This window comes from Curtobacterium sp. PhB130, assembly GCF_003755165.1.
GTDB lineage: Bacteria > Actinomycetota > Actinomycetes > Actinomycetales > Microbacteriaceae > Curtobacterium.
The window spans coordinates 501552-527268 of record NZ_RKII01000006.1; the positions used below are offsets into that span (position 1 = coordinate 501552).

At 69.7% G+C, this 25717-nt stretch carries 21 protein-coding genes and 3 tRNA genes; 12 read left to right on the forward strand and 12 right to left on the reverse strand.

The window, feature by feature from the left end; genetic code table 11:
- Positions 1-93 precede the first annotated feature (93 nt).
- The 4 genes from gyrA to EDF24_RS02565 all read left to right on the forward strand — a co-directional run bounded on the left by gyrA (position 94) and on the right by EDF24_RS02565 (position 3406).
- On the forward strand, positions 94-2748 hold the full coding sequence (gene gyrA / locus EDF24_RS02550; RefSeq protein ID WP_243698188.1) for a DNA gyrase subunit A: 2655 nt from the start codon (positions 94-96) through the stop codon (positions 2746-2748).
- Positions 2741-3148, forward strand: coding sequence for a DUF3566 domain-containing protein (locus EDF24_RS02555; RefSeq protein WP_022907014.1), 408 nt, complete (start codon positions 2741-2743; stop codon positions 3146-3148). Before gyrA ends, EDF24_RS02555 begins: the two co-directional genes overlap by 8 nt.
- A gap of 76 nt (positions 3149-3224) precedes the next feature.
- Positions 3225-3301, forward strand: a tRNA-Ile gene (locus EDF24_RS02560).
- Between the two features lie 32 nt (positions 3302-3333).
- A tRNA-Ala gene (locus tag EDF24_RS02565) sits at positions 3334-3406 on the forward strand.
- Between the two features lie 541 nt (positions 3407-3947).
- On the opposite strand, the gene EDF24_RS02570 is transcribed toward EDF24_RS02565, so the two are convergent.
- Complete coding sequence (locus tag EDF24_RS02570; protein WP_123655028.1) at positions 3948-4529, reverse strand: hypothetical protein; 582 nt, start codon at positions 4527-4529, stop codon at positions 3948-3950.
- A gap of 117 nt (positions 4530-4646) precedes the next feature.
- Between EDF24_RS02570 and EDF24_RS02575 the strand changes: the two genes are divergently transcribed.
- The gene (locus tag EDF24_RS02575; protein ID WP_123655029.1) at positions 4647-5186 is read left to right on the forward strand and encodes a peptidylprolyl isomerase; all 540 of its coding nucleotides are present in this window, start codon (positions 4647-4649) and stop codon (positions 5184-5186) included.
- Positions 5187-5335: 149 nt separating this feature from the next.
- The gene (locus tag EDF24_RS02580; protein WP_243698187.1) at positions 5336-6046 is read left to right on the forward strand and encodes a rhomboid family intramembrane serine protease; all 711 of its coding nucleotides are present in this window, start codon (positions 5336-5338) and stop codon (positions 6044-6046) included.
- Positions 6047-6326: 280 nt separating this feature from the next.
- On the opposite strand, the gene EDF24_RS02585 is transcribed toward EDF24_RS02580, so the two are convergent.
- The gene (locus EDF24_RS02585) at positions 6327-6581 is read right to left on the reverse strand and encodes a cell division protein CrgA (RefSeq protein WP_123655031.1); all 255 of its coding nucleotides are present in this window, start codon (positions 6579-6581) and stop codon (positions 6327-6329) included.
- An 82-nt stretch (positions 6582-6663) separates the two neighbouring features.
- Here EDF24_RS02585 and EDF24_RS02590 point away from each other — a divergent pair, with 82 nt between their 5' ends.
- On the forward strand, positions 6664-7308 hold the full coding sequence (locus EDF24_RS02590) for an aminodeoxychorismate/anthranilate synthase component II (RefSeq protein WP_123655032.1): 645 nt from the start codon (positions 6664-6666) through the stop codon (positions 7306-7308).
- A 123-nt stretch (positions 7309-7431) separates the two neighbouring features.
- Here the strand turns inward: EDF24_RS02590 and pknB are convergent, their stop codons facing one another.
- From pknB to EDF24_RS02625, 7 genes are all read right to left on the reverse strand, one after another.
- Entirely contained in the window at positions 7432-9255 is a 1824-nt protein-coding gene (gene pknB / locus EDF24_RS02595) for a Stk1 family PASTA domain-containing Ser/Thr kinase (RefSeq protein ID WP_260233336.1), read from the reverse strand.
- 124 nt (positions 9256-9379) lie between these two features.
- Positions 9380-11131 (reverse strand): serine/threonine-protein kinase, encoded by a 1752-nt coding sequence (locus tag EDF24_RS02600; protein WP_123701008.1) that lies wholly within the window; start codon positions 11129-11131, stop codon positions 9380-9382.
- The gene (locus EDF24_RS02605) at positions 11128-12582 is read right to left on the reverse strand and encodes a penicillin-binding protein 2 (RefSeq protein WP_123655034.1); all 1455 of its coding nucleotides are present in this window, start codon (positions 12580-12582) and stop codon (positions 11128-11130) included. Before EDF24_RS02605 ends, EDF24_RS02600 begins: the two co-directional genes overlap by 4 nt.
- Complete coding sequence (locus tag EDF24_RS02610; RefSeq protein ID WP_123655035.1) at positions 12579-14027, reverse strand: FtsW/RodA/SpoVE family cell cycle protein; 1449 nt, start codon at positions 14025-14027, stop codon at positions 12579-12581. Before EDF24_RS02610 ends, EDF24_RS02605 begins: the two co-directional genes overlap by 4 nt.
- Positions 14024-15391 carry a Stp1/IreP family PP2C-type Ser/Thr phosphatase gene (locus EDF24_RS02615; protein ID WP_123655036.1) on the reverse strand — a complete coding sequence of 456 codons (1368 nt, stop codon included), beginning with the start codon at positions 15389-15391 and terminating at the stop codon, positions 14024-14026. The genes EDF24_RS02610 and EDF24_RS02615 overlap by 4 nt, the downstream gene beginning before the upstream one ends.
- A 6-nt stretch (positions 15392-15397) precedes the next feature.
- Positions 15398-15952: an FHA domain-containing protein gene (locus tag EDF24_RS02620; protein ID WP_123701009.1), complete on the reverse strand. Its 555-nt coding sequence runs from the start codon at positions 15950-15952 to the stop codon at positions 15398-15400.
- The gene (locus EDF24_RS02625) at positions 15949-16629 is read right to left on the reverse strand and encodes a DUF3662 and FHA domain-containing protein (RefSeq protein ID WP_123655038.1); all 681 of its coding nucleotides are present in this window, start codon (positions 16627-16629) and stop codon (positions 15949-15951) included. Before EDF24_RS02625 ends, EDF24_RS02620 begins: the two co-directional genes overlap by 4 nt.
- 86 nt (positions 16630-16715) lie before the next feature.
- Between EDF24_RS02625 and EDF24_RS02630 the strand changes: the two genes are divergently transcribed.
- Both EDF24_RS02630 and EDF24_RS02635 read left to right on the forward strand, forming a co-directional pair.
- Positions 16716-16802: transfer RNA gene (locus EDF24_RS02630), tRNA-Leu, on the forward strand.
- 181 nt (positions 16803-16983) lie between these two features.
- The gene (locus tag EDF24_RS02635) at positions 16984-17967 is read left to right on the forward strand and encodes an NAD(P)-dependent oxidoreductase (RefSeq protein ID WP_123701010.1); all 984 of its coding nucleotides are present in this window, start codon (positions 16984-16986) and stop codon (positions 17965-17967) included.
- A 6-nt stretch (positions 17968-17973) separates the two neighbouring features.
- On the opposite strand, the gene EDF24_RS02640 is transcribed toward EDF24_RS02635, so the two are convergent.
- The 3 genes from EDF24_RS02640 to EDF24_RS02650 are packed head-to-tail and all read right to left on the reverse strand — an operon-like array spanning position 17974 to position 21380.
- Positions 17974-19164 carry a Fic family protein gene (locus EDF24_RS02640; RefSeq protein ID WP_123701011.1) on the reverse strand — a complete coding sequence of 397 codons (1191 nt, stop codon included), beginning with the start codon at positions 19162-19164 and terminating at the stop codon, positions 17974-17976.
- Positions 19165-19207: 43 nt separating this feature from the next.
- Positions 19208-19819: a TetR family transcriptional regulator C-terminal domain-containing protein gene (locus tag EDF24_RS02645; protein ID WP_123701012.1), complete on the reverse strand. Its 612-nt coding sequence runs from the start codon at positions 19817-19819 to the stop codon at positions 19208-19210.
- Between the two features lie 46 nt (positions 19820-19865).
- Positions 19866-21380: a PucR family transcriptional regulator gene (locus EDF24_RS02650; RefSeq protein WP_123701013.1), complete on the reverse strand. Its 1515-nt coding sequence runs from the start codon at positions 21378-21380 to the stop codon at positions 19866-19868.
- A gap of 92 nt (positions 21381-21472) precedes the next feature.
- On the opposite strand from EDF24_RS02650, the gene gabT reads away from it, so the two are divergent.
- From gabT to EDF24_RS02665, 3 genes are read left to right on the forward strand one after another with little or no spacing between them, the layout of a single operon-like run.
- Entirely contained in the window at positions 21473-22828 is a 1356-nt protein-coding gene (gene gabT / locus EDF24_RS02655; RefSeq protein WP_123655043.1) for a 4-aminobutyrate--2-oxoglutarate transaminase, read from the forward strand.
- A gap of 2 nt (positions 22829-22830) precedes the next feature.
- On the forward strand, positions 22831-24336 hold the full coding sequence (locus tag EDF24_RS02660) for an NAD-dependent succinate-semialdehyde dehydrogenase (RefSeq protein ID WP_207909556.1): 1506 nt from the start codon (positions 22831-22833) through the stop codon (positions 24334-24336).
- Positions 24333-25700 (forward strand): NAD(P)/FAD-dependent oxidoreductase, encoded by a 1368-nt coding sequence (locus tag EDF24_RS02665; RefSeq protein ID WP_123701014.1) that lies wholly within the window; start codon positions 24333-24335, stop codon positions 25698-25700. Before EDF24_RS02660 ends, EDF24_RS02665 begins: the two co-directional genes overlap by 4 nt.
- Positions 25701-25717: the final 17 nt, after the last annotated feature.

The window sequence follows — 25717 nt, forward strand, 5'->3', positions numbered from 1 at the left end:
AGCCGCGTGCCCTCGTCCCGACCACCTGTGGTCGCGCCCACCGCGACGAACGTCACCACGGCCTCCAGGCCGTCAGAAAGGTACTGAAGCCACATGGCTGACGACAACGAGACGAACGACGACCAGCCCGAGATCGTGCACGGCGACAGCGGGGACATCGTCGTCTCCGGTGACCGCATCTCGCAGGTCGACCTGCAGCTCGAGATGCAGCGCTCCTACCTCGACTACGCGATGTCCGTCATCGTCGGTCGCGCGCTGCCCGAGGTCCGCGACGGCCTGAAGCCGGTCCACCGCCGCGTGCTCTACGCGATGTACGACGGCGGCTACCGCCCCGACCGCGCCTTCTCGAAGTGCTCGCGCGTCGTCGGCGACGTGATGGGGCAGTTCCACCCGCACGGTGACAGCGCGATCTACGACGCGCTCGTCCGCCTCGTGCAGCCGTGGTCGCTCCGCTACCCGCTCGCGCTCGGCCAGGGCAACTTCGGTTCCCCCGGCAACGACGGCGCCGCCGCCCCGCGGTACACCGAGACCAAGATGGCGCCGCTCGCCATGGAGATGGTCCGGGACATCGACGAGGAGACCGTCGACTTCCAGGACAACTACGACGGCCGTACGCAGGAACCCGCGATCCTGCCCGCCCGCTTCCCGAACCTGCTGGTCAACGGCTCGGTCGGCATCGCGGTCGGCATGGCGACGAACATCCCGCCGCACAACCTGCGGGAAGTGGCCGCCGGCGCGAAGTGGGCGCTCGAGCACCCGGACGCCACCCGCGAAGAACTCCTCGCCGCGCTCATGCAGCGCATCAAGGGACCGGACTTCCCGACCGGCGCGCAGATCCTCGGCGTCAAGGGCATCCAGGACGCCTACCGCACCGGTCGTGGCTCGATCACGATGCGTGCCGTCGTCAGCGTCGAGGAGATCCAGGGGCGCACCTGCCTCGTCGTCACCGAGCTGCCGTACCAGGTCAACCCGGACAACCTGGCGATCAAGATCGCCGAGCTCGTCAAGGACGGCCGTCTCGCCGGCGTCGCGGACATCCGCGACGAGACCTCCGGTCGTACCGGTCAGCGCCTCGTGATCGTGCTGAAGCGCGACGCGGTCGCCAAGGTCGTGCTGAACAACCTGTACAAGCACACGCAGCTGCAGGAGAACTTCGGCGCGAACATGCTCGCGATCGTCGACGGTGTCCCGCGCACCCTGGCACTCGACGGCTTCATCTCCGCGTGGGTCGACCACCAGATCGACGTCATCGTCCGCCGCACCCAGTACCGGCTGCGCGAGGCCGAGAAGCGCGCCCACATCCTGCGCGGCTACCTGGCGGCGCTCGACGCCCTCGACGAGGTCATCGCGCTCATCCGCCGCTCGCCCGACGTCGAAGAAGCCCGCACCGGTCTGATGGACCTGCTGGCCGTCGACGAGATCCAGGCGCGCGCGATCCTCGAGCTCCAGCTCCGTCGTCTGGCCGCCCTCGAGCGCCAGAAGATCCACGAGGAAGCGGAAGCCCTCGAACTCAAGATCGCGGACTTCAACGACATCCTCGCGCGCCCGGAGCGCCAGCGCTCGATCATCGGCGAGGAGCTCGACGAGATCGTCGAGCGCTTCGGTGACGACCGCCGCAGCGAGATCATGTTCGGGTACGACGGCGACATGTCCATCGAGGACCTCATCCCCGAGGAAGAGGTCGTCGTCACCATCACCCGCGGTGGCTACGTCAAGCGCACCCGCAGCGACCAGTACCGCTCGCAGCACCGCGGTGGTCGTGGTGTCCGCGGCGCCCAGCTCCGCGCGGACGACGTCGTGGAGCACTTCTTCGTCACGACGACGCACCACTGGCTGCTGTTCCTCACCGACCAGGGCCGCGTCTACCGGGCGAAGGCGTACGAGCTGCAGGAAGCCGGGCGTGACGCCAAGGGCCAGCACTCCGCGAACCTCCTCGCCATGCAGCCGGACGAGCAGATCCAGCAGGTCCTCGACATCCGTGACTACGAGGCAGCGCAGTACCTCGTGCTCGCCACCGAGCACGGCCTCGTGAAGAAGACCGCGCTCACCGAGTACGACACGAACCGCACCGGCGGCATCATCGCGATCAACCTCCGCGACGGCGACAAGCTCCGCTCCGCGCTGCTCGTCGACGAGTCCGACGACCTGCTGCTCGTCTCGCGCCACGGGATGTCGCTCCGCTTCACCGCGACGAACGACACGCTCCGGCCGATGGGTCGTTCGACCTCCGGCGTGAAGGGCATGTCCTTCCGCGACGGCGACTCGCTGCTCGCAGCGCGGGTCGTCTCGGACGACGGGTTCGTCTGGGTGATGACCGAGGGCGGCTACGCGAAGCGCACTTCCGTCGACCAGTACCGCATCCAGGGACGCGGTGGTCTCGGCATCAAGGTGGCCAAGCTGGCCGCCGACCGAGGCGACCTTGTGGGTGCTCTCATCGTGGGTGAGGACGACGAGGTGCTCGTCGTGCTGCAATCGGGCAAGGTGGTAAGGTCTGCCGTGGCCGAGGTCCCCGCCAAGGGTCGTGACACGATGGGCGTCGTCTTCGCGAGGTTCGCGGAGAACGACCGGATCATCGCGGTGGCCCGGAACACAGAGCGGAACCTGGACGACCAGGACGACGCCGAGATCGAGCCCGCGGGCCCGGTGGAGACGGTCAGCCCTGCCGAAGCGGCCCCGGACTCCACTGATCCCACCGACACCGCGCCTGATGTAGACGAGGCCGGAGAGGACCAGTCAACCAATGAGTAGTGTCGCCGAGAAGCTCCAGAAGAAGGCGAAGCGTCCCGTCGGCACCCGCCAGGTCCGACTGCGGCTCGTGTACGTCGACTTCTGGTCGATGGTGAAGCTGAGCTTCCTCATCGCCCTGGCCGGCAGCATCGTGATCGTGGTCGCCACGGCACTGGTGTGGGTCATCCTGAACCAGACGGGGGTGTTCACCCAGATCGACGCCCTGCTGAAGGACGTCACCGGGCAGAACAACTACTCGATCATGGACCAGTTCTCACTGGGCCAGGTCCTCGGGTTCTCCGTCGTCGTGGGCATCCTCAACGTGGTCGTCGGCACCGTGCTCGGCGCAATCGTGAGCGTCCTCTACAACCTCAGTGTGCGGATCACGGGCGGCCTGCTCGTGGGCTTCACGAACAACTGACACACCCGGGCCGGGTGCGGCCTCCCGCTCGATTTCGTTCCGGCGAGATCGTACGGTAGGCTTTCATCCGGTCTGAGGGGCTATAGCTCAGGCGGTTAGAGCGCTTCGCTGATAACGAAGAGGTCCAAGGTTCAAGTCCTTGTAGCCCCACCACATCTCCCAGACATCCGTACCATGGGTGTCCCGGGGCCTTAGCTCAGTTGGTAGAGCGCCTGCTTTGCAAGCAGGATGTCAGGAGTTCGATTCTCCTAGGCTCCACTCGTACCGGCCCCTGGTCGGCGACTCCGTCGCCTTCCCAGGGGCTTCGTTCTGTGCTCATCCGCGCCGCCGCCCCTGCGGCGCGACGTCGCGACCTGCCGCTCGCGGTCATGCTCGTCTGCGCGGGCCACGCTCGGGCTTCTCGCGGGCTGTGGACGGCGTGGAGGCCGCGGGGGCACCACCGTCGGACTGGAGGTCCGGGTCGGGCCCGCACCGTGCCTCCCGTCCAGCTCGTCCCGCGTCCCCCGCGTCCCCCGCTCTGCACCGGTGAGATCGCAGTACTCGTCGGACCGCGGATTCGGAGGCGACACGAAGTGCGATCTCGGCACCGCCGTGCGTGATGCGCCCGTTCTGCCGCCGCCGGCGGCGCCCCTGGCGCGCGCTCGGGCTCGGGCTCGGGCACCGGTGAGATCGCAGTACTCGTCGGACCGCGGATTCGGAGGCGACACGAAGTGCGATCTCGGCACCGCCGTGCACTGCGCGCCCCGGGGACGACGAAGGGCCCCGGCGTGTGCCGGGGCCCTTCGTACGAACCGGGAGGTCAGGCGGCGGACTTGTCCGCCGAGTCGGCGTCGTCGGCGACCCACAGGTCGTCGTCGGCGCGGAGCGTCTGGTACGCGGCATAGGCGGCACCGGCGACGGCGACCACCCCGACCACGATCAGCGCGACACCGCCGAAGCCGATGCCCTTCTTCTTCTGCGCGGCGGCGGGCACGTACTTGACGGCCGCCTTCTTCGCCTTCTTGCCCTTCTTCTGGGCGTCCTTCACGATCTTCTGGACCCGGGGGTCCTTCGCGAGGTCGACCACGCTCAGCACGGAGCCGGCCGTGGACACGAGTCCCGGCACGACCTCGGACTGGAAGCGGTGCGAGGCGTTCTGTGCTGCCGAGGTGGCAGCGTGCACACCCGTGGCGACAGCCGGGCGGATGCCGCTGTCGATCGCGTGCTGGACGCGGGGTGCGATGTCCTTGCGGGCAGCGTCGGCTGCGTTGGAGCGCGCCTCGGAGAGGATCGCGTTCGCGTGCTCGAGGACCTTGCGCTGCTCGCCGAGGAGCGAGGCGGTCTGGCCCTTGAGCTTCTTGATCTGCTTGCGACGCTTGCGCGGCAGTTCGATCGTCGTCATCTGGTACCTCCATCGGAACGGCGTGCGTCCCATCCTGCCACTGCACCACCTGACAGGTCACGGAGTCGCACCTGTGGGTACCGTCTGTACGCAGCGGACGCATGCGAGAATCGGAACATGTCTCTGCACACTGCTGTCGCAACGATCCACACCAACAAGGGCGACATCCGCGTCAACCTGTTCGGCAACCACGCTCCGAAGACCGTCAAGAACTTCGTCGACCTCGCGACGGGTCAGCAGGAGTGGACCCACCCGGGGACCGGCAAGGTCTCGACCGACAAGCTCTACGACGGTGTGGTCTTCCACCGCATCATCAAGGACTTCATGATCCAGGGCGGCGACCCGCTCGGCCAGGGCATCGGTGGCCCGGGCTACCGTTTCGACGACGAGATCTCGCCGGAGCTCACCTTCCAGAACCCGTACATCTTCGCGATGGCCAACGCGGGCATCCAGGGCGGCCGTGGCACCAACGGCTCGCAGTTCTTCATCACGACCGTCGCCACCCCGTGGCTCCAGGGCAAGCACACCATCTTCGGTGAGGTCGCCGACGACGAGTCCCGCAAGGTCGTCGACGCGATCGAGGGCGTGGCCACCGACGGCCGTGACAAGCCGCTCGAGGACGTCGTGATCAACAGCATCGACGTCGAGTCCGTCTGACCTCTGTGAGCGATCAGGCGTACAACCCGGCCAACTACTGCTACCGGCACCCGGACCGGCAGAGCTTCATCCTGTGCCAGCGGTGCGGGCGGACGATCTGCACCGAGTGCCAGACGCCGGCGGCGGTCGGGGTGCACTGCCCTGAGTGCGTGCGTGACCAGCGCATGCAGTTCGCTGCGAACCGCCGTGCGTCCGGGGCCCCGAGTGGGCTCACGGTCGCACGGCGGCGCTTCGCGATGCTCGACCAGAAGGCGACGGTCGTCATCGTCGCCGTCTCGGTGATCATCTGGCTGCTCGACCAGGTGTCGGGACGCTTCTTCACGCAGCTGTTCTTCTACAACGCCGCGTACCTGCCGACGCAGCCGTGGCGGATGGTCACGTCGCTGTTCGTGCACTCGGGGATCTTCCACATCGCCTTCAACATGTGGGCGGTGTGGATCTTCGGCCGGATGCTCGAGAACATGCTCGGGACGTGGCGGTTCCTCGCGCTGTACTTCCTCTCCGGGCTGGCCGGGTCGATGGCGGTGACGCTGATCTCCCCGGGGACCTCGGTCGTCGGGGCCTCCGGCGCGATCTTCGGGCTCTTCGCGGCGTTCTTCGTGCTGCAGCGGAGCCTCGGCGCCAACGCCGTGTCCCTGCTCGTGATCATGGGCCTCAACCTCGTGATCGGGTTCCTGCCCGGCACGAACATCGCCTGGCAGGCCCACGTGGGCGGCATCGTCGCGGGCTTCGTGACCGGGTACGTCTTCGCCAAGACGCGGAACGTCCGGCAGCGCGGTCTGCAGATCACGCTGCTCGTCATCGAAGCCGTGGTCATCGTCGCCCTGACCTACGTCGGGTACGCGATCGCGGTGAACTGACCCGGACACACGCTCGACGCTCGTACGCCCCGTCACTCTTCGGAGTGGCGGGGCGTTCGTCGTCCTGTGGAGAACTCGCTGAGTTACACCGGTGTGATTATCCCCATTGTGGACTGAGCTGTGGATAACTCCGGGGCGAGGGTGTGGATCGTCGTGTGGAGAACTCGCACTCCTGTGGAAAACGAGTGGAGAGCGTGCAGACGACGCGATCCCCTGTGGAAAACGACGACGCCCGCCGCACCGTTCGGTGCAGCGGGCGTTCGAGGGGTCGAAGCGGCGGTCAGCGCCACCGGGTGGTCATGAGGAAGCCGACGAACATGATGCCGAAGCCGATGAGGATGTTCCACGAGTTCAGCGAGGGGACCGGAAGGGTGCCCTGCGAGATGTAGAAGACGATCACCCAGGCGAGGCCGATGAGCATGAAGCCGAACATGACCGGCTTGAACCACACGGGGTTGGGCGCATCGCCCGCCGTGTCGACCGAGTCGGCTCGGGTCTTCCGGGCGGGCTTGGTGCGGTCCTTGTCCTTGGCCATGGCCGGTATCCTACCGTGAACATGTGTGTGCACCGGCCCCACGGAGGCTGCACACGACCCCCACGAGTACGGTGAACCGACCATGACCAAGATCCTCGTCGTCGACAACTACGACAGCTTCGTCTACACGCTCAACGGCTACGTCCAGCAGCTCGGCGCGGACACCGACGTCGTCCGCAACGACGCCTTCCCCGAGTCCGAGATCGCGGACCGCATCGCCGAGTACGACGGCGTGCTGCTCTCCCCCGGTCCGGGCACCCCCGCGGACGCCGGTGTCTCGATCGCCACGGTCCGTGCCGCGATCCAGGTCGACAAGCCCCTCCTCGGTGTCTGCCTCGGCCACCAGGCCATCGCCGAGGCCCTCGGCGCGACGGTCACGCACGCCGAAGAGCTGATGCACGGCAAGACGTCGCTGGTCGACCACGACGACAGCCCCCTCTTCACCGGGGTCCCCCACCCCTTCACCGCGACGCGGTACCACTCGCTCGCGATCGTCGAGGGCACCGTCCCCGACGAACTCACCGTCACTGCGCGCACCGCCGGCGGCGTCATCATGGGCGTCCAGCACGAAGGTGCCCCCGTGTACGGCGTGCAGTTCCACCCCGAGTCGGTCCTGACCGAGGGCGGCTACCGGATGGTCGGCAACTGGCTCGAGACCGCCGGTCTCGCCGGCGCAGCCGAGCGCGCTGCGGGCCTCGGCCCGCTCATCGCGGCCCGACGGGACTGACGCGCGTGCGGGCCACGGCCCGCGACGTCACCACCTGACGGCCTGGAGGCTCGTGGCGGGCCCGCACCGGGCCTCCCGGCTGGTGCATGGCCGGCCCCGGGGCCCAGCCGTCAGCGGTCGACGTCAGTTGCCGTCGGTGTTGCCGCTGTCCCCGCCGTCGTCGTTCCCGCCACCGTTGCCACCACTGTCGCCGTCGGACGGCGTGGACGTGGCCGGAGCGGTCGGCTGGTTGGACGCGGCGCAGTACGTGAGGGCAACCGTGCTGCCCTGTGCGACGTCACCGGCCGGCTTGTCCTGCTGCGTGACGGTGCCACCGACGCACGAGTAGGAGGGCTGCGGCGTCACCTTGAGCCCGAGCCCGGCCAGGGTCGAGTTCGCCGTGGCGAACGGCTGCTGCGTCACGTCGGGGAGCTGGACCATCCCGTTGGAGACGGTGAGGTTGATCACCGTGCCCTTGGTGTGCGTCGTGCCCGATGCCGGGTCGGAGCTCATGACCGTCCCTTCGGGGACGGACGGTGAGTAGTCGGTGTTGATCGCGCCGATCGTGAACCCAGCGGTTTCCAGGGCCTTCTGCGCGGCGTCCTGCGCCTGGTTCGCGACGTCGGGGACGGCGACCTGCTCCGGACCGAGGGACACCACGACCCGGATGTTCTGGGACCGGGCGACGTTCGTGCCCGACCCGGGTTCCGTCCGGATCACCGAGCCCTTGTCCACCTTGTCCGAGTTCTCGTCGACCCGGACCGCGACGAGGTCGCGCTTCTTGAGCGCGTTCTCGGCGGAGTCGTACGTGGCGCCGACGACGTTCGGGACGCTGACCGACGAGGACACCGGAGCCTGTCCGGGCTGGAGGTTCGCGACCCAGAAGATCACGCCGGCGATCACGGCGATGGTCAGGACGATGCCGACCCAGATCCACGCGACCGGGGGGCGGTTCTGCGTGCGCTGCGGACGGTGTTCCTGCGTGTCGTCGAGTTCTCGGAAGGCGACTTCCGGGTTGGACGTCGTGCGCGGGTTCACGCCGAAGAGCATCGTCGAGGCGTCGTTCGCGCTCTGGTGGAGCTTCTTCGTCGACGCGGGGACCTGTCCGGCCGCGGCCTGCTCGAGGTCACGGCGGAACTCGGCGGCGTTCTGGAAGCGGCGCGTGCGGTCCTTGACGAGGGCGTGCAGCGTGACGGCGTCGAGTGCGGGCGAGACAGCGGGGGTGATCGTCGACGGGGCGACGGGCTGCTCGCTGACGTGCTGGTAGGCGACGGCGACGGGCGAGTCCCCCAGGAACGGCGGACGTGCCGTCAGGAGCTCGAAGAGGACGATGCCGGTCGAGTACAGGTCGGTGCGGGCGTCGACGGTCTCGCCGCGGGCCTGCTCCGGGGAGAAGTAGGACGCGGTGCCGAGGATCGACGTGGTCTGCGCGACGGTCGCAGAGGTGTCGGTGATGGCCCGGGCGATGCCGAAGTCCATGACCTTGACCTGGCCGGTGTGCGTGACCATCACGTTGGCGGGCTTGATGTCGCGGTGCACGACACCGGCGCGGTGCGAGTACTCGAGCGCGGTGAGGATGCCGCTGGTGATGCGGACGGCTTCGTCCGGGTCGACCGGCCCCTCACCGATGATGTCGCTGAGCGGACGCCCCTCGACATACTCCATGACGATGAAGGGGACCTGGACCTCTGCGCCGGACTGCTCCGTGACGGTTTCTTCGCCGGCGTCGTAGACGCGGACGATCGTCGGGTGCGCCATGCGCGCGGCCGCCTGGGCTTCCTGACGGAAGCGGGTGCGGAAGGCCGGGTCGTTCGCGAGGCTCGGCTTGAGCAGCTTCACCGCGACACGTCGTCCGAGCCGGGTGTCCTGCCCCACGTGCACGGTGGCCATGCCGCCACGACCGATGACGTCACCGATCTCGTAGCGATTTGCGAGGAGCGTGATCCCCGCGGTCACACCTTCTGGCACGTACTCCTCCGAATGTCCGTCGGGGGCAAGTGTACGACAGCGCACCCTGGTGAGACGCTGGCCGCGGGCCGTCCGGACGAACCGTTACCGGAACGGTGTGGACGGCCGCGCGGCCCGGTCGTGACTAGTCCCCTGAGCCCGAGTCGGTGCCGACCGTGGGGTCGGCGGTCGGGGTCGAGGTGGGCTGCTGCGCGTACGTGCCCGAGGCCGTGTCCGAGGACGCGGACTGCAGGTCACCGCAGTTCACGACGTAGCTGAGGCTGACGTCACCCGGCTGGGCGGCGGTCACCTGGACGGCCGTGCCGCGCGTCGCACCGGAGCTGTTGCCGGACGAGTCGGTGCCGTTCGTGATCGTGTACGTGTACCCGGTCAGCTCGTAGCCGGCGGGGCACTGCGTGTAGGCGCTCCACGAGAACGTGACCTGCCCGCTGTCGGACACCGTGCCGGCAGTGGGCGACGCCGGGGTCTCCAGCGTGGGCTGCGCGGTGTAGGCGCGGAGCACGATCGCGGTGCCGACGGGCAGGCTGCCGGTCGGGCTGATCGACTGCACGGTGCCCTGCTTGTCCGAGCTCGGGGCGGCGTCGCCGTCCGCGATGCTCGTCTGGAACCCGAGCGCATCGAGCTCGGCCTTCGCCTGCTCGGCGTTCTTGCCCACGTAGTCGCTCTGGTTGACCGTGATCCGCGTCGTCTGGGTCGGCGTGGCGGACGGGGTCTGCGAACGGGTCTGCCGGGGCGTCGAGCTCTGGCTCGAGCTCGCCGACGGCTTCGGGTCGTCGTTGTCGTTCGTGAACGCGAAGGCGGCGATCACGCCGCCGGCGATGAGCACGACGGCCGCCGCGACCACCCACCAGATCCAGGTGCGCTTCTTCTTCGGGGTCTCGTCGTCGTCACCGGACGGCGAACCCGGGGTGCCCGGTCCGCCGACGCCTGCGCCACCGACCGTGCCACCGGCCTGGGTGCCGATGAGGGCCGTTGCGGCGTCGTTGCCCTGTGGCGGGTTGAACGCCACGGTCCCGGCGCCGCCGAGTGCGGGGACGGCCACGGTCGCCGCGGCGACGTCACCACGACGGAGCGCCTGCGCCGCACGGGCCAGGTTCGCCGCGGTGGCCGGTCGGTCGGCGGGCTTCTTCGCGATGCAGGACATCACGAGGGCCGCGACGGGCTCCGGGATGTCGCCCGGGAGTGCCGGCGGCTGCTCGTTGATGTGCGCCATGGCGATCGCCACCTGCGACTCACCGGTGAACGGACGGCGTCCGGCCAGGCACTCGTACGCGACGATGCCGAGCGAGTAGATGTCCGTCGACGGCGACGCCGGGTGCCCGCTCGCCTGCTCCGGCGAGAGGTACTGCACGGTGCCCATGACCTGGCCGGTCGCGGTGAGCGGGACCTGGTCGGCGATCCGGGCGATGCCGAAGTCGGTGATCTTGACGCGGCCGTCCGGCGTGATCAGCAGGTTGCCCGGCTTGATGTCACGGTGGACCAGGCCGACGGCGTGCGCGGCCTGCAGGGCGTTGGCGGTCTGCGCGACGATGTCGAGGACCTTGTCGACCGGCAGGGTGTGCTCGCGCTCGATCATCGTCGAGAGGGCTTCGCCGGGGACGAGCTCCATCACGAGGTAGGCGCTGCCGTCTTCCTCGCCGTAGTCGAAGACGTTCGCGATGCCCTCGTGGTTGACGAGCGCGGCGTGGCGGGCCTCGGCGCGGAAGCGCTCGAGGAACCCGGGGTCGCCGAGGTACTCGTCCTTGAGGATCTTCAGGGCGACCGTGCGACCGATGACGAGGTCGGTGGCCTGCCACACCTCTCCCATGCCGCCGATGGCGACCCGGGACGAGAGTTGGTACCGCCCACCGAAGGTGAGTCCGCTGGTGGGTCTCATTTGTTCAGCACCGCCTCCATGACTTTCTTCGCGACCGGGGCCGCGACCGTGTTGCCGACACCGGACTGTCCGAGTCCGCCGCCGTTCCCGACGACGACCGCCACCGCGACCTCCGGGTCCTTCGCGGGCGCGAACCCGGTGAACCAGAGCGTGTAGGGATCGCCCGTGCCGTTCTCGGCCGTTCCCGTCTTCCCTGCGACGTCGACCCCGTCGATCTTCGCATTGGTGCCGGTCCCCGCGTTGACGACGCTCTGCATCGCCTCGGTCAGGTCGTCGGCGTCGTCGGACGAGATCGGGTCGCTGTACTGCTTCGGGGAGAAGGACTCCACCGTCTTCAGGTCGCTCGTGGTGATCGAGTCGATGAGCGAGGGCTGCATGACCTTGCCGCCGTTCGCGATCCCGGCCGAGATCATCGCGATCTGCAGCGGGGAGACGCGGACACTGGCCTGGCCGAACGAGCTCAGCATGAGCTGCGCGGTCGAGTCGACGGCCGGGTACTGGCTCGGGGTGGCCTTCATCGGCACCTCGATCGCATCGCCGAAGCCGTACTTGTCGGCCATCCGCTTGATCGTGTCGTACCCGAGCTTCTGTCCGAGCTCCGCGAACGGGATGTTGCAGGAGTTCTGGATCGCCACGCGGAGCTTGACCTCGTCGCCACCGCCGCAGCTGCCGCCCTCGGCGTTGTTGATGTTCGTGCTCGTGCCGGGCAGGCGCAGGGTCGAGGGGTTCGGGAGCGTCGAGTCGAGGTTCCAGTCGCCGCTCTCGAGCGCGGCCGAGGCGACGACGAGCTTGAAGACGGACCCCGGCGTGTACAGGTCCCCGCCGATGGCACGGTTCTGCAGCGGCTTCGACGCGTCCGACTCGAGCGCCTTGTACTGCGCGATGACGTCGGTGGTGTCGTGCGAGGTCAGCGAGTTCGGGTCGTAGCCCGGCTTCGACACCATCGCCAGGATCTTGCCCGTCTTCGGCGCGATCGCGACGACGGCGCCGGTGTTCGATCCGAGGGCGTCGTACGCGGCCTGCTGCACGTCGGGGTCGATCGTCAGGTTGACGTTGTCGCCCTGGACGTCCTGGCCGGTCAGGATCGAGTTGAGGTTCTGGAAGAACGAGTCGTCCGAGTTGCCGGACAGCACCGTGTTCTCCGAGCTCTCGATGCCCGAGTTGCCCTGGCCGATCGTGAAGTAGCCGGTGACCGCGGAGTACAGGTCACCGTTCGCGTACTTGCGCTGGTACTTGTACTGGTCGTCGACGGCGGTGGACTCGGCGATCGGGGTGCCGTTCACCAGGATGGCACCGCGCTTGTTCGAGTAGCTGTCGAGGATCGTGCGGGAGTTCCGCGGGTCGGCGCGGAGCGCGTCGGCGGAGAAGAACTGGATCGAGGTCGTCGACACGAAGAGTGCGACGAACATGAGCACGACGATCGTGGAGACGCCGCGGAGCTGCCGTTTCATCGACGCTCCTTCCTGGTCCGCCCACGGGCGGCCTTCCGGTCGGCGGCACTCGGGCCACCGCGCTCGGAGAGGACACGCTGTTCCGCGGGGATGGAGTCGGTCAGCCGCAGCAGCATCGCCGCGATGATCCAGTTCGCCACCAGGGAGGAACCACCCGCGGCCATGAACGGGGTCGTCAGGCCGGTCACCGGGATGATCCGGGTGATGCCGCCGACGACGACGAAGACCTGCAGGGCGATCGTGAAGCCGAAGCCGATCCCGAGCAGCTTGCCGAAGTCGTCCTGCGCCATGAAGCCGACCCGGATGCCGCGGGAGACCAGCACGATGAAGAGCGCCAGGATCGCGAAGACGCCGATCAGGCCCAGTTCCTCACCGAGGGACGAGATGATGTAGTCCGCGTTCGCGACCGGGGTGATGTACGGGCGTCCCTGGCCGAGACCGGTGCCGGTGATCCCGCCGTTCGCGAAGCCGAAGAGGCCGTTCACGAGCTGGTAGCTCGCCTGCGTGTCGGCGTAGTACGTGGAGTTCGCGAACGGGTTGAGCCACTGCTCGAAGCGGCCGTGCACGTACTCGAGCGAGCTCGCCGCGACGAGCGCACCGCCGACGAACAGCACGAGCCCGATGAGGACCCAGCTGAGGCGGGCGGTCGCGACGTAGATCATCACGAGGAACAGGCCGAAGTACAGCAGCGCCGTGCCGAGGTCGCGCTGGAACACCAGCACGCTCATCGCGACGCCCCACACGATGAGGATCGGGCCGAGGTCACGGGCGCGCGGGAAGGTCATCCCGAGGAACTTCTTGCCGACGATCGACAGGCTGTCCCTGGCGGTCACGAGGTAGCCGGCGAAGAACAGCGCCATCGTGATCTTCGCGAGCTCACCGGGCTGGAACGAGAACGGGCCGAGCTTGATCCAGACGCGGGCGCCGCCGACGTTCAGGCCGATGCCCGGCAGCATCGGCAGGAGCAGCAGCACGATGGTCAGGAACATGAAGATGTACCGGTAGCGCTGCAGGAACCGGTGGTTCTTCACGAGGATGACGGTCAGGATCGCGAACACCATCGCCAGGAGCGTCCAGACGATCTGCTTCACGCCGATGGCGTCCCAGCCGGACAGGCCGTTGTGGACGTCGATGCGGTAGATCTCCGCGATCCCGATGCCGTTGAGCACCAGGGACACCGGCAGGACGAACGGGTCGGCGTTCTTCGCCACGATCCGCAGCACGACGTGCATGACGAGCGCCAGACCGAGGATCGTCGAGCCGACCCAGAGCACCGAGGTGTCGAAGATCTCGCCCTTGGTGCCGAGCTGCACGAGGACCATCGCGCCGGCGCAGATGCCGCACGCGATGACGAGCAGGAACAGCTCGAGGTTCCGGGCGCGCGCGGGTTCCCGGAGCTTGATCGTGATCGCCTGGGTGAAGGACTGCTGTGCGGTCGTGGTCATCGGCCACCGCCGGTCGGCGAGGAGGACGGCGTCGGCGTGCCCGAGCGGGTGGACGTGGGCGTCGGCGACGAGGACGCGCCACCGTCACCGCCCGTGCCGCTCTGGTCCTGGCCGGTCTCGGCCGCCGTCCGGAGCCGGTCGACGATGTCCCGCGCGTCGGAGAGCGAGGCGGCGTTGATCGTCGAGCGCACGTTCTCCCGCGTGTACTCGGGCAGGTCGGACACCTCGATGCCGGAGTCCTCGTACACGTCGGAGAGCTGGATCGGGCCGATCTGCTGCTGGACGCCCTTGTAGATCGCGACCTGACCGCGGTCGGAGCCGACGTAGTAGTGGTCCTGGACGATGCGCCAGCCGAGGAACACCGCACCGACGAGGGCGGCGACTGCGAGCACGAGCGCGATCGTCCAGCTGATCCGGCGGCGCACCCGGCGTCGCCGGTCCTCGGCGATGAGCTCCGCGAAGTACTGGTCGCTCTCCGGCTCGAAGTGCGAGTCCTCGGGAGCGGTGGTGACCTTGAGCGGGTGCAGCAGGATCGTGGGGAGGCGGATCGGCTTGCGACCGGTCGACGCCTCGAAGGTGAGGGGCGCTGCGGCGGAACCGACCGTGGTGGCCGCGTCGTCGTCGTCCTCGGTCGGGGACGCGTCGGTGACGTCCATCGCGACGACCGTCACGTTGTCGGGCGCGCCGTGGTCGAGCGTCTCCTTGACGAGCCGCTGCGTGACCTGGTTCGCGTCCATGTTCGACGCGAGCGCGTGCCGGATGCGTTCCTCGGCCAGGTACGACGACAGACCGTCCGAGCAGAGCAACCAGCGGTCGCCCGGCTTGATGTCCATGATCGCGGTGTCGACTTCCGGTGCCGCGTCGACGTCGCCGAGCACGCGCATCAGCACGGAGCGGCGCGGGTGCACCGCGGCTTCTTCCGGGGTGATGCGGCCGCTGTCCACGAGCCGCTGCACGAAGGTGTGGTCCGAGGTGATCTGCTGCAGCTCGCCGTCACGGAAGCGGTAGATGCGGGAGTCGCCGATGTGCGCGATCGCGAGCTGGTCGCCGACGCGGATCATCGCGCTGACGGTGGTGCCCATCCCGGTGAGCTCCTGGTGCTCGAACACCGTCTCGGTGATGAGCTGGTTCGCGGCGATGAGGGCGGACTGCAGCGCGAACTCGGCGTCGTGGGCCGACGGGAACTCGCGGTCGACTTCGCGGATGCGACGGATCGCGATCGCCGAGGCGACGTCGCCGCCGGCGTGGCCGCCCATGCCGTCCGCGACCGCGAACAGGTGCGCCCCGGCGTAGCCGGAGTCCTGGTTGTTCGCGCGGATGCGCCCCACGTGGGACACAGCGGCGCTCAGCGTGCGAGCCGTCATCCGGGGTTACCGCCGCAGCTCGAACGTCGTGGTCCCGATCGTGATCGGCGTCCGCTCTGCGACGGTCACGGGGGCGGTCACCTTCTGACCGTTGACGAACGTGCCGTTCGTTGACTCGAGGTCGATGACGACCCATCCCGACTGCTGGAGTTCCAGACGGGCGTGGTGGGTCGACGTGTAGTCGTCACGGATGACGACGTTGCTCTCGCTGGAGCGGCCGACCGTGATCGGGCCGCGACCGAGCGGCATCTCCATGCCCTCGCGCGCGCCCTCGGTGATCACGAGACGGGTGGCGACGTCGCCGGAGGGCTGCTGCGCACCCGCGGACGGGCTCTGACTGATGATGTCGGTGAAGGCCCCGCCACCGCCTGCGGGTGCACCGGCTGCGGGGATCGTGGGGGTCGTCGGACCCGACGGCGCACCCTTCGGATCGGTGGGGATGGTGCGCACCCGCTGGCCGAACAGGTCGCTCCGGAGTGCGAACACGATCACGAAGACGAACAGCCACAGCACCGCGAGGAACGCGAAGCGCAGGACGAGCAGTGTCAGTCCTGTGGTCATCGCGCACCTCCGTCGTTCTCCGGGATCACCCGGAACACCATACGGGTACGACCGATCTCGATGGTGGAGTCCGGCTCCACGATCGCCTGCTGGAAGCGCTCACCGTTCAGCTTCGAGCCGTTCGTGGACCCCAGGTCGTTGGCCTGCGCGTGCTTGCCGTCCCACACGATCTCGACGTGCTTCCGGCTCGTCCCGGTGTCCGCGACGGTGATGTCGGCGTCCGTTCCACGACCGATCACGGTGCGTCCGCGCTGCAGTCGGTGGCGCTGGGAACCGATGTCGAGCACGGCGACCCAGGCGACGTCCCGCTGCACGGTGGTGGAGTCCACCTGCAGGATCCCGGTCGACAGGGTGCCGTCCTGCTGCAGGCGGATCGTGACCGGTCCGGAGAACGAGTAGTTCTGGGCGACGGCGTGCTGCTGCACCATCTGCGTGAGTTCGTCGATGAGGGGTCGACCGACGTCGTTCATGCGCGTGAAGTCCGGTGGCGCCAGGCGCACGGTGAACTCGTTCGGCACCAGGATGCGGTCGCGTGAGACCACGGCCGCCTTCGTGTCGAGTTCTCGTCGGAGCGTGCTCGAGATCTCGACCGGCTGCACGCCGGAGCGGAAGGTCTTCGCGAACGCACCGTTGACGGCGCGCTCCAGCCCCCGCTCGAAGCTGTCCAGTAGGCCCATGGGTCTCCCACGTTCTCGGTCGTTGACCTCTGCATGGTAGTAGGTGGCAGCTGAGGCAGTCTGTGCATGGTAGTGTTTTCGGGCTGGCGCGAGTGGCGGAATTGGTAGACGCGCACGGTTCAGGTCCGTGTGCTGGAAACGGCGTGGGGGTTCAAGTCCCCCCTCGCGCACCAGTGCTTGTGAAACACCAGGCAAGAATGAGAAGGCCCCCGATCGAGAGATCGGGGGCCTTCGTCCTTTCCGGAGCGCGGGTGGTGGCGCGGCCAACAGGCGGACGGGAGGCCCGTGTCGGCCTGGCACCGCGCCTCCAGTCCGCCTCGGATCGCCACATCCGCGCCGGCCTACGGTGGCCGCATGAGCAGCAGCAAGCGCGTCGTCGTCATCGGCGGCACCGGACACATCGGCACGTTCCTGGTCCCGCGGCTCGTCCGCGCCGGACACGACGTCGTGAACATCAGCCGCGGATCCCGCCGGGCCTACGCCGACGCGCCCGAGTGGGAACGGGTCCGACAAGTCGTCGCCGACCGCGAGCAGGAGGACCGCGAGGGCACCTTCCCCAATCGTGTCGCGGCCCTGGACCCCGACGTCGTGGTCGATCTCGTCTGCTTCACGCTCGAGTCCGCGACGGCACTCGTCGAGCGGCTCCGCGGGAGCGACGTCCACCTGGTCCACTGTGGATCGATCTGGCGTGCGGGACCGAGCGAGGTGCTGCCGATCACCGAGGACACCATGACGGCACCGTTCGGCACCTACGGCATCGAGAAGGACCGGATCGCCCGGATGCTCAAGCAGGAAACCAGCGATGGGGGTGTCGCCACGACGTCATTGCACCCCGGGCACATCAGCGGACCGGGGTGGGCGCCGATCGGTCCGGTCGGCAACCTCGACCCGTCGGTGTGGCGGACGCTTTCGGCCGGCGAGCCGCTCGCGATCCCGGGGCTCGGCGCCGAGACGATGGCGCACGTGCACGCCGACGACGTCGCGCAGGCGTTCGAACTCGCGGTCGAGCACCGGGACGCCGCAGCCGGCGAGGACTTCTCGGTGGTCGCCGCCGACGCACTGAACGTCCGCGGGTACGCGGCGCTCGCGGCGTCGTGGTTCGGGCAGGAGGCCCGGCTGGAGTCCGTGTCGTGGGACCGGTTCCGGGAGACCACCGACCAGGACGCGGCGCAGGCGAGCTGGGAGCACCTGTCCCGCAGCCAGGTGTTCAGCATCGAGAAGGCGCGCCGGCTGCTCGGGTACGAGCCCCGGCACACCGCCGGGGAGACGGTCGAGGAAGCCATCCGCTGGTTGGTCGAGCACGGCGAGCTCGAGGGCACGCGCCCGCTGAGCCTCTGACGGCGGTCAGGAGCGCGGGTGCTGCCGGCGACCGCTGCGGTCGGCGAAGGCATCGAGCGCGTCGATCACGTCGTCGTTGATCCAGATGCGGTTCCGTTGCTTCGAGTTGCCGAGTCGGAGCACCCCGAGGTCGACGAGCTGCGCGAGAGCGTTCAGCACCGCGGGACGGGTGGCGCCGATCCGCTCGATCGCGAGCCTCGAGTTGAGGACCGGATGTTCGATCGAGAACCGCGCGATCCGCCGGGCGGTGGCGTCGGCGCGGAGTCCCCGCATCGCGAAGTCCCACCGCGACTCGAGTTGGCGGAGATCGTCGGCGAGCACGGAGGCGTTCCGGAGTCCCGCGAGTGATGCCTCGGCCACCACGTCGACGACCTGGGACGCGTCCCCTCGTCGGTAGGCGTCGAGCGCCGCGAAGTAGGCTTCGAGATCGGTCAGGAGCCCGCTGCTGACCGGGACCGTCAGGTGCTGCAGCACGCGACCACGTCGGAGGATCGCCTGGACGAGCGCCCGCCCGGTCCTGCCGTTGCCGTCCGGGAACGGGTGGATGGTCTCGAACTGCGCGTGCGCGATCGCGGCCTGGACGAGCACGGGGACGTCGGTGCGGCGGATGAAGGACACCAGGTCGTCCATGGCATCCGGCACCCTGGCGTGGTGCGGTGGGACGAACTCCGCGGTGTGGGGGAGTCGCCCGCCGATCCAGACCTGCTCGTCGCGGTACCGGCCGACCATCGACGGCGCGGTGTCGGCGAGGAGCTCGTGGTGCATCGCGATGATCGTGTCGTTGCTGATGTCGTCGGACAGCGCGATCGCGGCTTCCACGGCGCGGACGTTCCGGACGATCTGCGGTGCGTTCCCCTGGACCCGTTCGTCGATCTCGGCTTCCGAGATCGCTCGGGCACCCGCGGTGAGGTGCTCGATCTCGGAACTGGACGCTGACTCGCTGCGGAGGAGCACCGCGGAGAACGGGGCCGGGAAGTGCGCGTACGCCGCGTCGAAGCGGGTGATCGCTCCGGAGGCATCGGTCGCCTCGGCGAGGGACCGTGCGCTGACGGAGAGGTCGAGACCGGCGATCGCGGGCGTGACAGCGGCTCGGTACGGCGTGCTCCGCGTCTCGCGCTGGCCACGGGAGAGCAGGTCCGGGTTGTCGAGTCGGGGCAGCGTGTGCGCTTCCCACTCGACCGCGGTCGTCCCCGCCATCCTGCACCATCCTCGTCCGTTGGTGAAGGTTAGCGCAGATCCTTTACTGAAGGCGCGCCGAGGTGAGGCCGACAGCGCCGGCGATCGTGGCGACGACGAGGTCCTCGCGTTCGGCACGTGAGCGGTAGTCGACGAGGGCGTAGCCGTTCGCCGCGTCGACGAGGGCGAACAGCAGCAGTGCGACGCGCTCCGGGTCGTCGGTGCGCATCGAGCCGTCCGCCACGCCGTCCGCCACGACCGAGTGGGCGAGCGCCTGCCAGTCGTCCATCACGGACCGTGCCGCGTCGGCGAGCTCCGGGTTGCCGCGGCCGATGCTCCAGGCGTCCGACCACACCGCGGCGACGTCGTCACGCGCCGGGTCGTTGATCGCGTGCAGCAGCGCGGCGAGCCGGGCGACGGGTGCTGGTTCGACGCCGACGACGGACGCCACCTCGGCGACCTCGGCCGTCGCGATCGACCGGAACGTGTCCGCGACGAGGGACTCCATCGACGGGCGGTAGTGCGCGACGAGCGACGGTGCGACCCCGACCGCCGCGGCGACCGCGCGGAGTGTGACCCCGGCGAGGCCGTCGACGCGGGCGAGGGTCACCGCCGCAGCGTCGATCTGCGTCAGGCGTTCCGCGGCACTGAGACGACGACGGGGCGAGGGGGGCACGGTGTCAGCCTAGGCAGCGGGTCGTGGATCACGCAGCGGGTGCGGGTCACGCGGGCAGCGCGACGAACGCCGCCCAGACGTCCGCCCGGGTCGCGAAGAGCCCGAGGTCGCGGTCGAGCAGGCGGCCCGCGTGCTCGATGCGGGCGCGCGCGGTGTGCCGGTGGACGCCGAGGGCCTGCGCGGTGCGGTCGTACTCGCAGTTCTGCTCGAGCCACGTGCGGACGGTGCGGGTGAGGTCGGTCCCGGACGCCGCGTCGTGGTCGGTGAGGGGTGCGAGGAAGGCGCGGGCGATCTCGGACGCGCCGGTGTGGGCGAGGTGCGCCAGGACACCGTCCCGGGCGAGGTCGCCGAACTCCACGATGCCCGCCCGCCCCTCGCGGCTGCGGTCGAGCGCCTGCACCGCCTCGGCCCGTGCGCGCGCGAACGACGTGAAGGTCGCGCCGTCGGACAGGCCGGCGTGCAGGCCGTACTGCTCGGTGAGGCGCTCCACCGGTGTGGTGTCGTTCGCACTCACGCAGAGGAACAGGGCGTCGTCGACGGCGAAGAAGAGCTGCCCGGGCGTCTCCTGGACCCAGAGTTCGAGCAGGTCCACCACGGAGTCGGTCCGGTCGTCGGCGACGTCGATCGCGGCCACCCGGATCGGTTCGGCGGGCAGCGGCCCCCAGAGTTCCCGGGACGTCGTCTCGACCACCTCGGAATCGCCGAACGAGAGCATCGTCAGGAGCCCGGTGCGGAGCAGACCCCGCGCGCGGGCGAGTTCGCGGTTCTGCTGGAGCGCGAGGCCGGCGAGGGCGATGACGGCCGTCACCACCTCGCGCCCGGCCTGGTCGAGCGAGCCGGTGGCGATCGCCAGGACCCCGTCCAGGTGGCCGCCGGCCCCGAGGGTCTGCAGCGTGAAGCCCCCGTGGGCGGTGCTCACCGGCAGGCTCGCCCGCTGCCCGCCGCGGAGCAGCCGCGCTCCTTCGGCCTGCAGCTGGTCGCGTTCGTCCGCCGGGATCCCGTCGGGCGGGAACTCGCGGTCCAGCCGACCCGAGACGTCGAGCAGGCCGACCCAGCAGTCGAGCTGCCGCGAGAGCTCGGCCAGGGTGGCACCGAGTCCGTCCGGCCGGAGTGCCGCGAGCGAGATGGCGCGCTGTGCGGCGAGGGCCCACCCGCTCCGGGCGTTCGCGTCCCGGGCAACCGTCTCGGCGTTCGCCTGCGCCACGGCGATGAAGGAGGTCTCGTACGGGACCTCGAAGAGCGGGAGGCCGTGCGCGCGGCATGCGTCCACGAGCGCGTCCGGGGTGCCGGCCTGGACGACCTCGGTGCCGAAGCCCAGGGCGACGACGCCGTGGTCGGCGAGGCGTGTGACGTACGCGTCGATGCGCTCCGCCGACACCGCCGTGCCCGTGCCGAACTGGGTGCCGGTCGTCAGGAGTGCCTGACCGGCGGCGAGGAACGGCGTGGGGTCCGGCAGGTCGGAGCTGTGCAGCCACGAGATCGGCACGTCGGTCGGTCCGCCACCGAGGAGTCGGAGCCGCAGGTCGCGTCGGGAGAGCAGGGAATCCAGCGTCGCGGGCATGCGGTGAGCTTATCCGCCGTGGCGATCGGAGTACGGTCCGCTGTACACCGCGGACAGCACCTGCACCGACCCGAGGCTCCTACCATCGGCGCATGTCCTCCACCGCGCTCGCAACCACCACAACCGGCGGACCGGGTCTCCCACAGGAGCGCCGCCTGGTCACCGCGATCCCCGGCCCACGCTCCCAGGAGCTGCTGGCCCGGAAGGCCGCCGCGGTGCCGAACGGCGTCGGCGTCGCCGTGCCGATCGCCGTCGCCGCAGCCGGTGGCGGGGTCGTCGTCGACGCGGACGGGAACTCGCTCATCGACCTCGGTTCCGGGATCGCCGTGACCTCCGTCGGGAACGCCCACCCCGGCGTCGTGGCAGCCGTCACCGCCCAGGTCGCCGCGTTCACCCACACGTGCTTCACCATCGCGGCCTACGACGGGTACGTCGACGTCGCCGAGGCCCTGAACCGCCTGACGCCCGGTGACCACGAGAAGCGCACCGCCCTCTTCAACTCCGGTGCCGAGGCCGTCGAGAACGCGGTGAAGATCGCGCGGAGCCACACCGGGAAGCAGGCCGTCGTGGTGTTCGACCACGCGTACCACGGCCGCACGAACCTGACGCTGGCGCTCACCGCGAAGAACCAGCCGTACAAGAGCGGCTTCGGTCCGTTCGCCCCCGAGGTCTACCGCGTCCCGATGTCGTACCCGTACCGCGACGGACTCACCGGCGCGGAGGCCGCGAAGCGCGCGATCAGCCAGATCGAGAAGCAGGTCGGCGCGGAGAACACCGCGGCGATCCTGCTGGAGCCGATCCAGGGCGAGGGCGGCTTCGTCGTCCCCGCGGACGGCTTCCTGTCCGCCCTCGCTGGATGGGCCGAGGCGAACGACGTGGTGTTCATCGCCGACGAGGTGCAGACCGGGTTCGCCCGCACCGGCGCCATGTTCGCCAGCGACCACGAGGGGGTCGTCCCGGACATCGTGACGACCGCGAAGGGCATCGCCGGCGGGCTCCCGCTGTCCGCGGTGACCGGCCGCGCCGAGATCATGGACTCGCCCCAGGTCGGCGGCATCGGCGGCACCTACGGCGGCAACCCGATCGCGTGCGCCGCGGCGCTGGCCGCCATCGACGCGTTCGAGCACGACGGTCTCGTCGAGCGTGCGCAGGAGATCGAGGGCATCGTCCTCGGCGCGCTCCGAGCCGCACAGGAGCACGACCCGCGCATCGGCGACGTCCGCGGTCGCGGTGCGATGATCGCGATGGAGCTCGTCGATCCGGGGACCGGCGATCCGGACCCCGGGCTGACCGGCCGCGTCGTCCGCTACGCCGCCGAGCACGGCGTCATCGCGCTCACCGCCGGCACGTACGGCAACGTCGTCCGCTTCCTCCCGCCGCTCGCCATCGACGACGCACTGCTCGCCGAGGGCCTGGGAATCGTGCTCGAGGGGCTGGCAGCATCATGACGATGACCGAGACGACCAGCACCGAGCACGACCTCCTCGCCCGCGTCCCCGACGGGCTGTTCATCGACGGGGCGTGGGGCCCCGCGAGCGACGGCGGCACGTTCACGGTCCAGGACCCGTCCACCGGCGCGGTCATCGCGACCGTGGCGAGTGCCACCGCCGAGGACGGCCTCCGCGCACTCGACGCCGCGGACCGTGCCCGTGCGGCGTGGGCGGCCACCCCGCCCCGGAAGCGCGGGGAGCTCCTCCGAGCCGCCTTCGACCTGCTGCAGGAACGCCGCGACGACTTCGCGCTCCTGATGACCCTGGAGATGGGCAAGCCGCTCGCCGAGGCGAACGGCGAGGTCACCTACGGCGGCGAGTTCCTCCGCTGGTTCGCGGAGGAAGCGGTCCGCATCGGCGGGTCCTACGGCACCAACCCCGAGGGCACCGGCCGGACCATCGTCTCGCACAAGCCCGTCGGCCCCGCGTACCTGATCACCCCGTGGAACTTCCCGCTCGCGATGGCGACCCGGAAGATCGCACCAGCGCTGGCCGCCGGCTGCACCGTGGTCGTGAAGCCCGCCGAGCTCACCCCGCTGACCACGCTGCTCTTCGTGGACCTGCTCCGGGAGGTCGGCGTGCCCGACGGCGTCGTGAACGTCGTCCCGACGACGAACGCCGCGGCCGTCTCCGAGCCGGTGATCGCGGACCCGAGGCTCCGGAAGCTGTCGTTCACCGGCTCCACGCCCGTCGGCCGCACGCTCCTCGCCCAGGCGTCCGCGAACGTGCTCCGCACCAGCATGGAACTCGGCGGCAACGCCCCGTTCCTGGTCTTCGCCGACGCCGACCTCGACGAGGCCGTGGCCGGGGCGCTCGCCGCGAAGTTCCGGAACACCGGGCAGGCGTGCACCGCCGCGAACCGGTTCCTCGTGCACGAGGACGTCGCCGAGGCGTTCGCCGACCGGCTCGTGGCGGAGGTCGAGGCGATGACCGTGGGGCGGGGCACCGAGGAGGGCGTGGCCATCGGCCCGCTCATCGACGACCGCGCCGTGGCGAAGGCCGACCGGCTCGTCACCGACGCGGTCGCCCGTGGTGCCACCGTCCGCACCGGTGGACACGCGGTCGAGGGCCCGGGCACGTTCTACGCGCCGACGGTCGTCACCGACGTGCAGCCGGGCAGCGACATCCTCACCGACGAGATCTTCGGCCCGGTCCTGGCGATCAGCACGTTCACCACCGACGACGAGGCGATCACCCGCGCGAACGACACCGAGTACGGTCTGGTCGCGTACGCGTTCACGGAGGACCCCGCTCGCGGGCAGCGCCTGATGGAGCGCCTGGAGACCGGCATGCTCGGCCTCAACACCGGCGTCGTCTCGAACGCCTCCGCCCCGTTCGGTGGCGTGAAGCAGTCCGGGATGGGCCGCGAGGGCGGCGCCGAGGGCATCTCCGAGTACCTGGAGACCATGTACACGCTCACCCCGGACCCGTTCCGGCAGCGCACCACGACAGGAGACGCACGATGATCGAGAGAGACGTCGTCATCATCGGCGCCGGCGTCACCGGCCTGACCGCCGCGACCCGCCTGGTCGCCGAGGGCAAGACCGTCGCCGTGCTCGAGGCCCGTGACCGCGTCGGCGGCCGCACCTGGACGAACGACATCGAGGGCGTGACGCTCGAGATCGGCGGACAGTGGGTGTCGCCCGATCAGACGGCACTGCTCGAGACCCTCGACGAACTCGGCCTCGAGACGTACGACCGCTACCGCGAGGGGTCCAGCGTCTACATCGACGCCGACGGCACCCGGACCGAGTACACCGGCGACATCTTCCCGCTGCCCGAGGCGACGGCGAACGAGATCGAGCGCCTGGTGTCCGTCGTCGACGAGTACGTCGCCCGGGTGGACCCCGCGGCGCCCTGGGAGTCGCCCGACGCGAAGCGTCTCGACGAGACGAGTTTCCGCGACTGGCTGCACGCCCTGAGCCCGGACCGCGTCGCGACCGACAACGTCGAGCTGTTCATCGCCGGTGCGATGCTCACCAAGCCCGCGCACGCCTTCTCGGCACTGCAGGCGCTGCTCATGGCCGCCTCGGCCGGCAGCTTCACGAACCTGGTCGACGCCGACTTCATCCTCGACAAGCGTGTCGTCGGCGGGATGCAGCAGGTCTCGCTCCGTCTCGCCGAGCGGCTCGGCGACGACGTGCACCTGAACGCTCCCGTCCGGATGCTCCGGTGGACGGACGAGGGCGTCGTCGCGATCGCCGACGGCGGCATCGAGGTGCACGCCCGGCAGGCGCTCGTCGCGGTCCCGCCGCCCCTCTACACGCGGATCTCCTACGACCCGCCGCTGCCCCGACGCCAGCACCAGCTCCACCAGCACCTGTCGATGGGCTTCGTGATCAAGGTGCACGCCGTCTACGACCGGCCGTTCTGGCGGGACGCCGGGCTCTCGGGCACCGCGTTCAGCCCGTACGAGCTCGTGCACGAGGCGTACGACAACACCTCGCACGGCAAGGAGCAGGGCACGCTGGTCGGGTTCATCTCGGACGAGCACGCCGACGCGGTCTTCGCGCTGAGCGCCGAGGAGCGGAAGTCGCGGGTCCTGCAGTCACTGGCGCACTACTACGGGCCGGAGGCCGCGGACCCCGTCGTGTACTACGAGAGCGACTGGGGCACGGAGGAGTGGACCCGCGGCGCGTACGCGGCGAGCTTCGACCTCGGCGGTCTGGCACGCTACGGGGCCGACCAGCGTGCGGCCGTCGGTCCGATCCGCTTCGCGTCGAGCGACCTGGCCGGTGCCGGCTACCAGCACGTCGACGGTGCGGTCCGGATCGGCCGTGAGGTCGCTTCGGAGATCCTGGCCGCCCTGCCGCAGCCCGCGACGCTCTAGTCGCCACCAGATCCGGA